This is a genomic window from Streptomyces sp. CB01373, assembly GCF_002803075.1.
In the GTDB taxonomy this organism is placed as follows: domain Bacteria; phylum Actinomycetota; class Actinomycetes; order Streptomycetales; family Streptomycetaceae; genus Streptomyces.
Genome location: NZ_NNBK01000008.1, coordinates 35,049 through 47,615 on the forward strand (window position 1 = coordinate 35,049; position 12,567 = coordinate 47,615).

Genomic DNA, 12,567 nt, shown 5'->3' on the forward strand with positions numbered 1-12,567 from the left:
GGCTCCCGGGCCGGCGGACGGTCACTTCTTCAGCTCGTCCGGGCACGGAGTGCCGCGCGGGAGCTGGTACGGCGCCGCCAGCCGGTACGTGCCCGGCTTCGGCGCGAGCAGCTCGGTCCACTTGTCGCCCTGGGCGTCCTGCTCCGTCTCCATGAGGCAGCCGTTGACGTTGTCGTACGTCTTCGGCTCGCCCTCGGCGCGGTGCTTGGAGGCGTCGGTCTCCTGGGGCGCCTTGAGGCTCTTGCCCTGGTCGTCGACGAGGCTCAGCCAGGGCGAGTACGGGATGCGGATGAGGATGCGGCCCGCCTTGCGCACCTGGAGGGTCATCTCGCCCTGCTCGGCCCGTTCGACGACCGCGTCCGGCTCGGCGAGCGGCGCCGGGTCGGTGACCTTGAACAGCTGCCAGTTGGCGTCGCCCCAGATCTGCTTCAGGTACGGCATGCCCTCCTGCACCAGCGCGCGTTCACGCTCGCCGCCGTTGCCGTCGACCTCGCCCTTGGGCAGCACCACGTAGTGCACCGCCCACCGCTGCAACCAGTCGTGGTAGTTCGCCGAGTTGAGCGTGTCGTCGTAGAAGAGCGGGTTGCGCTGCATGTCGGCCTGGCGGTTCCAGCCGCGGGCCAGGTTGACGTAGGGCGCCAGCGCGGAGGCCTCGCGGTGGGAGCGGGCGGGGACCACCTCGACGCGGCCCTTCTCCGCGCCGGCCCGCTGCAACTGGTTGACCAGGGGGGCCAGCTCACGCGCCCAGGAGGCGGCGGGAGTGGTGTTGACGTTGTCGTCGACCGACTTGAACCCTATCCAGCCGACGAAGCCGACGACGGCCACCACGATCGCGTACCAGGTGCGCGAGCGCGGGACCGCGAACGGCAGCGCCGCCACCAGCACCACCCCCGCGAACAGCATGGCCAGCCGGGTGATGTTGGAGCCGATCTGGGAGCTGACCAGCCAGACCATGACGACCGCCAGGCCGTACACCGCGGACGTGATCCGGACCGTCTTCCAGTCCCGGGGGACGAGGACGACGGCGAGCACGGCGTAGATCAGCGGCAGGATCACCGAGGCGAACGCCATCGGCTGGGTGCCGGAGAAGGGGAACAGCCAGGCCGACACGGCCACCACCGCGGCCGGGGCCAGGCCGAGCGCCCAGAAGCCAGGGCGGCGCTTCTGGAAGAACAGCGCGACCGCGATCAGGCCCACGAACAGGCCCGCCACGGGCGAGGACATGGTGGCGAGCGCGGCCAGCGGGGCCGCGACCAGCGCCTTCGCCCAGCGTTTGAAGCGCCAGCGGTGCGGCCAGCAGAACACGGCCGCGACCGCGCCCAGCGCGAACATGGTCCCCAGGCCGTAGGTCACCCGGCCCGACATCGCGTTGCACAGCAGCCCGAAGACGCCGATCAGCGCGGCCCACAGGGGGTTCCTGACCGAGGGGCTGCGGATGAGGACCAGCATCAGCAGGCCCGCCGAGACGGTGCCCGCGATCATCATGGTCGTACGGACGCCGAGGAGGGACATCAGGTACGGCGACACCACGCTGTACGACACCGGGTGCATGCCGCCGTACCAGGCCAGGTTGTACGCCGAGTCGGGGTGCCGGCCGACGAACTCGGCCCAGGCGTCCTGCGCCGCGAGGTCGCCGCCGCTGTTGGCGAGCGTGAAGAACCAGACGACGTGCAACAGGCCTGCCAGGGCGGTGACGGACAGCACGGGGTGCCGCAGCATCCGCTCCCGGACCGCCATGACCGCGGCCCGGACACGGGACCCTCCGCCGTCCCGTTCCCCGTCCCGGCCGCCTCCGGGGCCGCCCACCTGACCGCCCGCCGGGCCGTCCTTCCGACGGTGGTCGTCCTTCGCGTCCGTCGCCGACGCGCCTATTCGCGGTCCCTCCCCCGGGCGGCCCGGATCGGCGTCGTCGGCGCGTGTCGGATCCGCTGTGGCCACCTGACGGCTCTCCCCGTGTCCTGTTCCCTGTTCGCGGCCGCGTCCCGCGACCGGCGACGTGTCCGTTTCGTGACGCTAGCACGCACCCCGCCGGGCCAGCTCCCGGGTGGGGCTGCCCGACGGGGTGGGCGGGGGCGGCGACGGCCGCCGGGACGACGCGGAGATCAGCCGACGCGGGTCAGCTTGGCCGGGAAGCCCGGCTCGGCGAGATCGTCCTGGAGGGCCACGGGCACCTGAACGGCGCTCTCCGCGCCCTCACCGACGGTGAGCATGCCCACCTCCGTGCCGGCCTTCGCGGTGTGCGGCAGCGCGTCCTTGGTGGTGAGGGACAGCTTCAGCCGCAGGCCGCCCCAGCCGACCGCGGTGACGTCCTTGGTGACGACGACCGGCGTGTGGCCGCCGAGCTGGTCGTCGACGTACCCGACGACGTCGCCCTTCTTCAGGATCTTCGCCGAGGTCGGCACCTTTTGGGCGGCGAGCAGAGCGGTCTTGCTGACCGCGTTGACCGTGTCGAGGATCGACGGCTTGTGCTGGCCGAGGATCGCGCCGACGATGGTCACCGTCTGGCCGCCGACCTGCTTGTGGGCGGCGAAGAGCAGGTTGCCGCCGGCCGCGGTGGTGGAGCCGGTCTTGATGCCGATCGCGCCGATGGTGTACGGCAGTTGGTTGAAGTTGGTCCAGTTCTTCCCGGTCGGGTCCGTCCAGCTCGCCGCGCTGGTGATGGCCACCATGGCCGGGATCCTCATGGCCGCGTTGCCGAGCTTCACCTGGTCCTCGGCGGTCGAGACGGTGGTCTTGTTCAGGCCCGAGGGGTCGGTGTACGTCGTGTTGGACATTCCGAGTTCCTTGGCGGTGGCGTTCATCTTCTTGACGAACTCCGCCTCGGAGCCGGCGTCCCAGCGGGCCAGCAGGCGCGCGATGTTGTTCGCGGAGGGGATCATGACGGCGGACAGGGCCTGCTTCTCGGTGAGGAAGCTGCCGGCCTTGACGTTGTCGAGCGTGGACTCACCGTCCTTGCTGTAGCCGGCCTCCTTCTCGGCCGTCGGGTCGACCTCGATCTTCGGGCCTTCCTCGTCGACCTTCAGCGGGTGCTCGCGCAGGATGATGTACGCGGTCATGGTCTTGGCGACCGAGCCGATGGGGACCGGCTTCTGCTCGCCGAAGTGGTCCATCGTGCCGACGCCGTCGACGTCCATCCAGCCCTGGCCCTCGTCCGGCCAGGGCAGCTTCGCCGGGTCGCCGTCGAAGGTGTAGGTGTCCTCGGCGGTCAGCGCGAGGCTGGTTTCCGGCAGCGGGCGCACGGACTGCACGACCGCAAAGACGATCAGCAGGAGGATGACCAGCGGGGTCCAGATCTTGACGCGGCGCACCGTGGTGCGCAGCGGGGTCTCCGGGGGCGGCGGAGTGTTCGTGAGTTCGGCCAGCAGGTCCAGCGGCGGCTTGGGCGGCAGCGGCTGCTGGGTGGTGCGCTCGGGGCCGAGCTGCGGGACGGCGGCCATGGGGTCCGCGGGCTTGGGCGCGGACGTCGGCGACTTCGGGGGCGTGGGCGACTTCGGGAGCTGCGGCTTGCGGGCCGGCGGGGCGTCGTGCGGCTTGAGCGCGACGAACTTGCTGGTCCGCTCCGCCTCGGCCTCGGGGGCCTGCTTCTTGGCGCCGCCCAGCTTGAGCATGGTGGTGGGCTGGTCGACCTGGGGCTTGGCGGCACCGCCGAGCTTCAGCATGGTGGTGGGCTGGTCCACGGGCGGCTTCTCACCCGGACCCGCGTCGCCCTCGGGCGCCTTGTCGTCCTCGGCACGCTTGCTGTCGCCGGAGGACTTGCCGTCGCCGTCGTCACCGGCCTCGGGGGCGTCGTCCTCGGCACGCTCGCCGTCGCCGTCCTCGGGCGCCTCGGCGCCGTCCTCGGGCTCGGCCACGGCCTTGGCACGCTCGGGGGCCTCGGACGCGGTCCCGGCCTCGGGGCCGGCGTCGGCGTCGGCGTCGGCGTCGGCGTCGGCGTCGGCGTCGGCGTCGACACGCTCGTCGTCGGCACGCTCGTCGTCGGGCGTGTCGGCGTCCTCCGCGTCGGAAGCGTCCACCGCGGTCTCGTCGGCGTCCTGGGGCTCAGCCCCGCCCTTGCCGCGCGCGGCGTCCTCGGGCTCCTCCGCGTCGTTCTCGGGCGCGACTCCGGCCTTCGCAGGCTCGGCGTCGTCGGCGTCGTCGGCGTCCCCCTTGGCCTCCGAAGCCTCCGTCTCCTCGGTGTCGGCCCCGGGCGCGGCCTCCGCGTCCTTCCCGTCCGCGTCGGAGTCCACCCACGCGGCCACCGCCGCACGCAGGCGTGTGTCCCCCGCCCCGTCGGTCTCGTCGCCGTCGGCGGCGGCCTCGGAGGCCTCCTCCTCGCTCTCCGCGGCGCCCTCGGTGTCATCGACGTCGTCGACGTCGGTCTCCGTCTTCGAAGACGACTCAGTCTTCGAGTCCGTCTCCGACTTCGTCTTCACATCCCGGACCGAAAGCACCCGAGTGGCCGTGTCGACCCCGCCGCGCCCCTCGGAACCGCCAGACGCGCCGGACGCGCCGGCCTCGTCCGACTCCCCGGTCAACGCGACGCGCGGGTCGCCCGCCTCGTTCCTGGACTCGGGAACCGAGTCCGCGCTCCCCGACGTCGTTCGTGCCGACGACTCGCGCTGCTTCGACCTGTCGGGGGACTCGCCCGCCACCGATGCCTCCTCATGTGCCGCACGCCCAACGTGCCGCTACCGAACCGTGAATCACGATCTGAACCGCCACCCGGACGACGCGACCGAACCCTTGGCCGTACCGCTGTCCGAACCATGTACCAGTGTCCTGTGTACGGGCCAAACCCACGCGGTAGACGAGAACGACATAGCTACCGGTTCCCTTACGAACCGGTCACGCACCCTCGACAGACCAATGTGAGAGGGGTCACCCTGTCTTTCATCCACGCGGGGAGGCATGGATGGGCAGGAGCCGCAGAACACTTCCGGAGGAGCTTCTGCTGCTGGCACTGGACCCGGCCACGGGTACCACTGCACAGCCGCAGTCGCTCGACCTGGGTCTGGCCGGAGCACAGCTAGTGGAGCTGGCGCTGGCCGGACGGATAGCCCCAGACGGGGATCGTATCGCCGTGGTGGCGCCACGGCCGACAGGAGATCCGACTCTGGACTGCGCGTTGGAGTTGCTGCGAAGGCGCGGCGCTCCGGTTCGCGCTGTCCACTGGATCGGCGGGCCGCGTCTCGGGCTCCGCCAGACGTACCTCTCGCATCTGGAGCGGTGCGGCATGGTGCATGCCGTGGCCGGCCAGATGTGCGGGGTGCTGCCGACAACTCGCTATCAGGCGACGGACACCGAGATCAGCCGGGAGATCAGGTCCCGGCTGGACTCCGCGATCCGCACCGGCGTACCGCCGGACCCGCGGACCGCGGCGCTCGCCGCACTGGCGCACGCGGTCGGCCTCGGCAAGCACCTGTACCCCGGCAACGAGGGACGGTCGTCACGGTCCCGGCTCAGGGACCTGATCCGGCACGACCCCATGGGCGGCCTCGTGGCGCACGCCGTGATGGACGTCCAGAACGGAGTGGGGGCGCAGCCGCGCCGCGGGGCGGGCGCCAGGCCCGCGGCGGAACCCGCTCGCGGCGTTCCGATGCAGCCACGCCACGGCTCCATGGCCCGTGCCGTGGCCCACTGAGCCGCACAACGCAGCGCCACGCAGCACAGCGCCACACCGCACGACGCAGCACCGCAGTCCCCCGTCCCGGAACGACAGTCCGGGAGCCGCAGGTTCGACAGGAGCGGCGGGACCGTACACCTCGTACGCGTCCCGCCGCCCTCGCGGCCACGTCCGGGTGCAAAGGGCGTTGCCGAACTGACGTGTACTCGCTGCATATCCGGCGTTTTCCAGCGGTAGTAAGCACCTTGGTGGCAATCTGCTCAGCAGCAGATACGCAAAGTAGAGGCATGCGGCCGGAGGTGCACGTCCCGTGGCGTCCAATGTCAATCCCACTGTCAGGCGACGCCGACTCGGCCAGGAGTTGCGCAAGCTGCGCGAAAACAAGGGCATGACGGCCGAGGAGGTGGCCGAGAGGCTGCTGGTGTCGCAGTCGAAGATCAGCCGCCTGGAGAACGGCCGGCGCAGCATCAGCCAGCGTGACGTCCGCGATCTGTGCGGGGTCTACGAGGTGGAGGACCACCGGATCGTCGACTCGCTGATGCAGATGGCCAAGGACTCGCGCCAGCAGGGCTGGTGGCACTCCTTCGGCGACATCCCCTACAGCGTCTACATCGGCCTGGAGACGGACGCGGCGAGCCTGCGGATCTACGACCCCCAGGTCGTTCCCGGGCTGCTTCAGACCCGCCAGTACGCGGAGGCGCTCATCGCGGGCGCACTGCCGGAGACGGCGCCCGTCGACATCGAGAAGCGGGTGCAGGTCAGAATGCGCCGGCAGGAACGAATCTCCGCCGCGGAGAACCCGTTGCGGCTGTGGACGGTCCTGGACGAGGCCGCCCTGCGCCGGGTCGTCGGCAGCCCCGCCCTGATGCGGGAGCAGTTGGAGCACCTGGTCGAGCAGACCCGGCTGCCGCACGTGACCGTGCAGGTGATCCCCTTCGAGATGGGTGCGCACCCGGGCCTCAACGGGCAGTACGCGATCCTGGAGTTCCCGGACACGGCGGACTCCAGCGTCGTCTACATCGAGGGCGTCACCAGCGACTTGTACCTGGAGAAGGCGAACGACGTACAGAAGTACAGCGTGATGTACGAGCACCTGCGGGCGCAGGCGCTGAACGTGGAGCAGTCACGGCAGTTCATCGCGAATATCGCCAAGGAACACACGCATTGAGTGCCGCAGCTTGAAGGTGCCGCACGGTACACCTTCACCAGGCCAAAGCGGAAGACTCCATTGGAATATGCCATCCGTAAGGATGAATAGTCCCTTCGGACCCGGAGTGCGGCGGGTAGCGTCGATCACGCCATCGATCAACAACGGTGGCGCAATCCACTCCACTCGCAATCCGGAGCAGAAATGGCAATTCGTCAGGGCGTCAGGGAGACGTGGACCAAGTCCTCGTACTCCACGGGCAACGGCGCGTGCGTCGAAGTCAAGTCACCGGTGGTCGCGGCCATGGCGGTCCGGGACTCCAAGGTCTCCTCGGGACCGGTGCTCGACTTCCACGCCGACGCATGGAACACGTTCGTGACGTCGCTCAAGGCTTGAGAAGACAACCGCACGACAACTGCAACAAGCACCAGCTGATGAGCCCTCTCGACGAGTTCGCCGTCCTTGCCGAGGGGGCTCCGCTGTGCCCGGACGCCGGCCCCGCCCGGTTTAATTCACGTACATGAACCAAGGTCAGCAAGGCGAACATCTTTGCCCGCTCTTGACCTGACGCTTGCTTGTCGTGCCCACGCCATCGAACCCACGATGAGCGGGCACTTCGCGACCTTCCTCGCCCCTACCCCGTTCAGGCGAAGTGCCAACCAGCTGAGCGGAGTTCACAAGGCGGACCCTGGAAGGGAGCCATGAACCCATGAACAGTCTCGACTGGGCCGTACTCATCGGCTACTTCGGTGTCATGGTGGCCATCGGCGTCTGGTCCCACCGGCGCGTCGACGACGTCAGCGACTTCTTCACCGCGGGCGGCAAGATGCCCTGGTGGCTGTCGGGCATCTCGCACCACATGTCGGGCTACAGCGCGGTGATGTTCACTGGTTACGCCGGCATCGCCTACACCTACGGTGTCACGTCCTTCGTCACCTGGTCCTTCCCCATCGCGCTCGGCATCGCCATCGGGTCGAGGCTGTTCGCCCCGCGGATCAACCGGCTGCGGTCCCGGCTGCACGTGGCCTCGCCGCTCGAATACCTGAAGAACCGCTACAACCTGCCCACCCAGCAGGCCCTCGCCTGGTCCGGGATGCTGCTGAAGGTCGTGGACGTGGCCTCCAAGTGGGCCGCCATCGCCACCCTGCTGTCCGTGTTCACGGGCATGTCCCTCAACCACGGCATCCTGATCACCGGCGTGATCACCGCCTTCTACTGCACCATCGGCGGTCTGTGGGCCGACGCCCTCACCGAACTGGGCCAGTTCGTCATCCAGCTCCTGGCCGGCATCACCATGTTCGTGGCCGTGGTCGCCGAACTCGGCCCGCACGGCGGCTTCTTCGGCGTCTGGGACGACCCGGCGCTGCACGGCCACACCAAGCCGCTGGTCGGCCCGTACGGAACGGTGTTCCTGCTCGCGTTCCTCTTCATCAAGCTGTTCGAGTACAACGGCGGAATGCTCAACCAGGCGCAGCGGTACATGGCCACGGCGTCCGCCCGTGAGGCCACCCGCTCAGCGCGGCTCTCCGCCGTCCTGTGGCTGGTCTGGCCGCTCGTCCTGTTCTTCCCGATGTGGATGTCGCCGCTGCTGGTCCACGCGCAGAAGCCGGACGGCTCCGACTCCTACGCCCTGATGACCGAGCAGTTGCTGCCGCACGGCCTGCTGGGGCTGGTGGTCGTCGGCTTCTTCTCGCACACGATGGCCATGTGCTCCTCCGACGCCAACGCCATCGCGGCCGTCTTCACCCGGGACATCGCGCCCGTCGTCTCCGCGCGGGCACGGGCCTGGAACCAGCGCAGCGGGCTGGTCGCCGCCCGGCTGACCACGGTGGTCTTCCTCGCGCTGTCCATGGCGGTGGCCACGCAGGTCAACTCGCCGACGTTCAAGGACATCATCACCGTCGTCATCAAATGGGTCGCCGGCCTCATGGGACCGATCGCCATCCCGATGATGCTGGGCCTGCTCCGCCCGTTCCGCCGCTCCGGTCCGACGGCGGCGCTCACCAGCTGGGCGGCGGGCCTGCTGGCCTTCTGGCTGGTGAACTACCCGATCAACTGGAACGTCGACGGCGGAGTGCCGTTGCAGTACCAGGTGTCGGTGCCGCTCGCGGTCTCCCTGGTCCTCTACATCGGCATCGGGTTCGTCAAGCCGGAGGACACACCGGAACGCCTCGCGGTCATCGAGAAGGTCAACACGGACGGCGACGGCGACCTGGCGGCGGCCGCGGTGCCGGCTCCGGCGGGCGCGGGCGACGACGCGGTGGGGAAGCAGCCGTAGCGGCACGCGGCCCGTGCGGCTACCGGGTCCCCCGCGGATAGCGTGCCAGCCAGGCCGGGGAGGATCCGGTGGGCCCGTGCAGCGCGGGTCCCTGGGTCATCTCCATCGCGAAGTCGTCCGCCAGGACCAGCAGAGTGGGACGGCCCTCCAGCTCGGCCAGCCAGGCCGGCGGGAGGGCCGTCTCTCCGTACAGGGCGCCGAGCAGCCCGCCGGTGAGGGCACCGGCCGCGCCGGAGGACCCGCTGTGGTTCACCGCCAGGCACAGCCCGTGGCGTACGTCCTCGCTCACCAGGGCGCAGTAGACGGCCACGGCGAGCAGCCCCGCCGCCGTCCCCTGCCCCGCCAGTTCCTCCACCCGGTCCGGGGTCGGCATGCCCTGCCGTACCGCGCCCAGCGCGTGCTGCAGGGCCTCCGACACCGGCTGGTGTCCGTGGCGTGCGGCGAGCAGCGCCAGCGCCTTCTGCACGGCGCCGTCGAGGTCGTCGCCGCGGGCGAGGGCGTGCACGATCACCGCGTAGGCCCCGGCGGCGAGGCAGGCGACGGGGTGCCCGTGGGTCTGCGCCGCGCACTCGACGGCGAGCTGCGTGACGAGCTGCGGCTCCCAGCCGACGAGAAGTCCGAAGGGCGCCGACCTGGCGACCGCCTCCGGACCGGCCTCGGCGGGGTTCTTGGGCGCCTCCAGGGTGCCCATGGTGTCGTCGCCGAACCCGATCAGCAGCGGCCTGCTCGGACCGCGCCGGGCGTACAGCCACTCCTCGCGGGCCAGCCAGCCGTCCTCCTCACGCCGCTCGTCCGGCCCCCAGTCCCGCTGGGTGGCGGCCCAGCGCAGATACGCGCGGTGCAGATCGGTGGGCGGGTGCCAGGCCCCGGTGTCGCGGCGGACCTGCGCGCGGATGAGCCCGTCGACGGAGAACAGGGTGAGCTGCGTGACGTGCGTGACGGCACCGCGGCGGCCGTGGGCGGGCACGAGATCCCGGAGCCCCTCGGGTCCGTGGGCCTCCCTGATCGCTCCGAGGCCCAGGCAGTCCACCGGCGCCCCGAGCGCGTCCCCCAGGGCCACCCCGAGCAGCGTCCCCCGCACCCGACTCCGGAAGTCCTGCTGCTCGCCACGCCCCCAGAGACCCCCGGACGTCGCACCCACGCTGAGACCTCCCCGGCAGTTACCCGTCCGTACGCCCAACAGTTCAGCACAGTAATCGAACGGGAACGGTCAGTCCGGAAGACGGAAAGGTAGGGAATTCGTGAGGGGCGCGGTCAAAAAAGACCGCTTTCAGCCGTACCAGGTCACGTTGCACACATAGACGCACTCGTGGCGGGGCACGGGCAGAAAGCTGACGAACCCACGGCCACCGAGAATGTCGAATTCGCGAAGCCCGCCTTCCCGGTCGAAGGGCCTGCCGATCTTCACCGAATCATGGCCGAGCGCCGCCAGTTCGGTGGCGATCCGCTCCACCTCGGCGACCACACCCGGCGGTAGTCCATCCATGACGTACTCGGCATTGGGGTTGTAGTCCCACGCCCAGTCGGTCACAGCCCGGCCTCCGCCTCGGCCGCCTCCCGGATGGCGCGGATCTCGGCGATGGCCTGAACCGGGTCCTGCTCTCCCGCGTCCACAATCCGTTCCAGCTCGCGCAGCCGGGCGGCCCGCTCCGGGTGCCGTTCGATCGCCACGAACACCGCCCAGGAGTGCACGAAGGCCCTCAGCGGCGCGAGGCTCTGTGTCTGCTGCGCGTTCGTCGTGGCTTCGAACAGGTGCTGCGTGAGAACGGGAATCCGGCTCGGAGCGATGCGCGCGACCGCCGCCCGCAGTGCGTCCGGTGTGAGCTCGGGCATGGGGATCAGCGGTCCGTACGGGCCGTCGGTCTGAGCGCTCACGGTGACCTCCGGTACTGGTGCGTCGGTCCTCGTACGGTACCGGTGTGGCCGGTGGCGCGACGCGGAGACAGTGCTCGGCATCCGGTTCGTCTCCACGTCTCCCTACGCGGCCGCGGCGGAGGGGCGGCAGTCTCTGCAGTGGCCTGGTTCTGGGGATCTGAAGGCTCTCTCGCAGCCGTCGCAGGTCTGGAGAGGGGACGGGCGCAGAGCGGTCGCGGGAGGTGGTGGGACGGCGGGGAGAGGGGGCGGCAGGAGGGAGGCGAGGCGGTGGGCCAGGAACGCCGCCGGGTGCTTGATCGGGTCCTCGGGAAGGCCCGCCGTGAGCGTTCGCGTCACGGCCGTGGGCGGTACGCCCCGCCCCAGCCACTCGGAGACCGCCGGTGCCAGCCGGTGCACGTCCCGTTCGGTGAGGAGCAGGCGGGAGTCGTGGGCGCGGAGGCCGGCCAGCAGGTCGTTCGCCGTGCGGGGTGCGGGCGGGGTCGAGGCGGCGGCAGGCCTGGGCGGGGTAGCCGGGCGAGCGGGCTCGGCGGGCCGGGCGGCTTCGGCGCGCTGCGGCTTGTTGTACGAGGTCGTCCGGGTCGTCATTCGGCCCGATTGAAGACGCTCCTTGGCGCGTGAGAGGTAGCCGTGTTCCTCCAGCTCCCGCAGGGCCGCGGCGATCCGGATCTCCCCCTCGGGGAACTTCCCGGCCAGCGTCTTGATGCCGATCGGGGCACCCTTCGGCAGCGACTGGATGTGCACAGCCAGGCCGATCGCCGTCAGGGACAACTCGGCGTGCTGGGCCAAGTGGTTGCCGACCACCGTGAAGTTCTCGTGGTGCGGTTCGTTCATGTGGATGACGCCGCCGGAATGGCCGGACTTGGCGCGTGCGGGCACGTTAGGGTGCTGATCAGTCATCGGAAAGCGGCTGCTTCCTTCCAGTCATCGGGGAGGCGGCCCTTCCCGATGATCAGGCCCTCGCTGTGGGATGGCAGTCCCCGCGAGGGCCGATGCATGTGTGCGGTTGGTGGAACAGACGCTGCACCACGATCACCTCGCCACGCCAGCCGAGCGGGGCATATTCACTCCCCTGGGTGATCGACGGGGGCGGTGGGGGCGGGTTCGGTTCTATCCCCGGTTCTTTGGTCTTTTGCGTCGGGCGCCGCCGGGTCACCGGTCTCCGCGACGCGGTGCGAGTTCGGCCCAGACCGTCTTGCCATGGGCGGGTGCCTCGGTGACGCCCCAGCGGTCGGCGAGCGCGGCCACGAGCAGCAGGCCCCGCCCCGACTCCGCGTCCGCCGCCACCGGATCCCCGATCCTCGGGAGCCGGTCACCGCGCGCGTCGGTCACCTCGATGCGGAGGGTGCCATCCCCGTGCAGCTTCAGTGCCAGCCGGAAGTCCCGTCCCCTGACGCGCCCGTGGAACGCCGCGTTCGCCGCCAGCTCCGCCACGATCTGCACCGCGTCCCCCAAGCCCACTCCCCAGTCGTCCAGTTGGCGTTCCGCCAGCAGGCGCGCCAGCCGCGCACCTCTGCGCGTCGCGGAGAGCTGCACGGCGAAATGGGCCGACGGAGCAGCGATCGATAGGGGGAATTTCTTACTCATGTCACCCAGAGTCGTCATCCATCCCTACGCTGAACAGCCATCACCACGGTACGCAACGTGACTGTACGCACGCAGGGCGGA

Annotated in this window: 11 protein-coding genes; 4 read left to right on the forward strand and 7 right to left on the reverse strand. The window is 70.3% G+C overall.

Annotated elements, in window-relative coordinates; all coding sequences use genetic code 11:
• Positions 1-21 precede the first annotated feature (21 nt).
• Together CG719_RS13875 and CG719_RS13880 are read right to left on the reverse strand one after the other, a co-directional pair.
• Positions 22-1,938 (reverse strand): hypothetical protein, encoded by a 1,917-nt coding sequence (locus CG719_RS13875; protein ID WP_100568909.1) that lies wholly within the window; start codon positions 1,936-1,938, stop codon positions 22-24.
• A gap of 164 nt (positions 1,939-2,102) precedes the next feature.
• Positions 2,103-4,412 (reverse strand): D-alanyl-D-alanine carboxypeptidase, encoded by a 2,310-nt coding sequence (locus CG719_RS13880; RefSeq protein WP_442802727.1) that lies wholly within the window; start codon positions 4,410-4,412, stop codon positions 2,103-2,105.
• 479 nt (positions 4,413-4,891) lie between these two features.
• On the opposite strand from CG719_RS13880, the gene CG719_RS13885 reads away from it, so the two are divergent.
• The 4 genes from CG719_RS13885 to CG719_RS13900 all read left to right on the forward strand — a co-directional run bounded on the left by CG719_RS13885 (position 4,892) and on the right by CG719_RS13900 (position 9,027).
• Positions 4,892-5,620, forward strand: coding sequence for a GOLPH3/VPS74 family protein (locus CG719_RS13885; RefSeq protein WP_100568911.1), 729 nt, complete (start codon positions 4,892-4,894; stop codon positions 5,618-5,620).
• A gap of 292 nt (positions 5,621-5,912) precedes the next feature.
• A complete protein-coding gene (locus CG719_RS13890; protein ID WP_100568912.1) occupies positions 5,913-6,770 on the forward strand; it encodes a helix-turn-helix domain-containing protein in 858 nt (285 codons plus the stop codon).
• 183 nt (positions 6,771-6,953) lie between these two features.
• The gene (locus CG719_RS13895) at positions 6,954-7,145 is read left to right on the forward strand and encodes a DUF397 domain-containing protein (protein ID WP_100568913.1); all 192 of its coding nucleotides are present in this window, start codon (positions 6,954-6,956) and stop codon (positions 7,143-7,145) included.
• A gap of 313 nt (positions 7,146-7,458) precedes the next feature.
• A complete protein-coding gene (locus tag CG719_RS13900; RefSeq protein ID WP_100568914.1) occupies positions 7,459-9,027 on the forward strand; it encodes a sodium:solute symporter family protein in 1,569 nt (522 codons plus the stop codon).
• Positions 9,028-9,046: 19 nt separating this feature from the next.
• Here the strand turns inward: CG719_RS13900 and CG719_RS13905 are convergent, their stop codons facing one another.
• The 5 genes from CG719_RS13905 to CG719_RS13925 form a co-directional block, all read right to left on the reverse strand.
• On the reverse strand, positions 9,047-10,168 hold the full coding sequence (locus CG719_RS13905; protein ID WP_100568915.1) for an ADP-ribosylglycohydrolase family protein: 1,122 nt from the start codon (positions 10,166-10,168) through the stop codon (positions 9,047-9,049).
• A 129-nt stretch (positions 10,169-10,297) separates the two neighbouring features.
• On the reverse strand, positions 10,298-10,558 hold the full coding sequence (locus CG719_RS13910; RefSeq protein WP_100568916.1) for a hypothetical protein: 261 nt from the start codon (positions 10,556-10,558) through the stop codon (positions 10,298-10,300).
• Complete coding sequence (locus tag CG719_RS13915) at positions 10,555-10,902, reverse strand: DUF6247 family protein (protein ID WP_100568917.1); 348 nt, start codon at positions 10,900-10,902, stop codon at positions 10,555-10,557. The genes CG719_RS13910 and CG719_RS13915 overlap by 4 nt, the downstream gene beginning before the upstream one ends.
• Before the next feature lie 102 nt (positions 10,903-11,004).
• A complete protein-coding gene (locus tag CG719_RS13920) occupies positions 11,005-11,799 on the reverse strand; it encodes a DNA-binding protein (RefSeq protein WP_100568918.1) in 795 nt (264 codons plus the stop codon).
• A 252-nt stretch (positions 11,800-12,051) separates the two neighbouring features.
• Positions 12,052-12,486 carry an ATP-binding protein gene (locus CG719_RS13925; protein ID WP_100569142.1) on the reverse strand — a complete coding sequence of 145 codons (435 nt, stop codon included), beginning with the start codon at positions 12,484-12,486 and terminating at the stop codon, positions 12,052-12,054.
• Positions 12,487-12,567 lie beyond the last annotated feature (81 nt).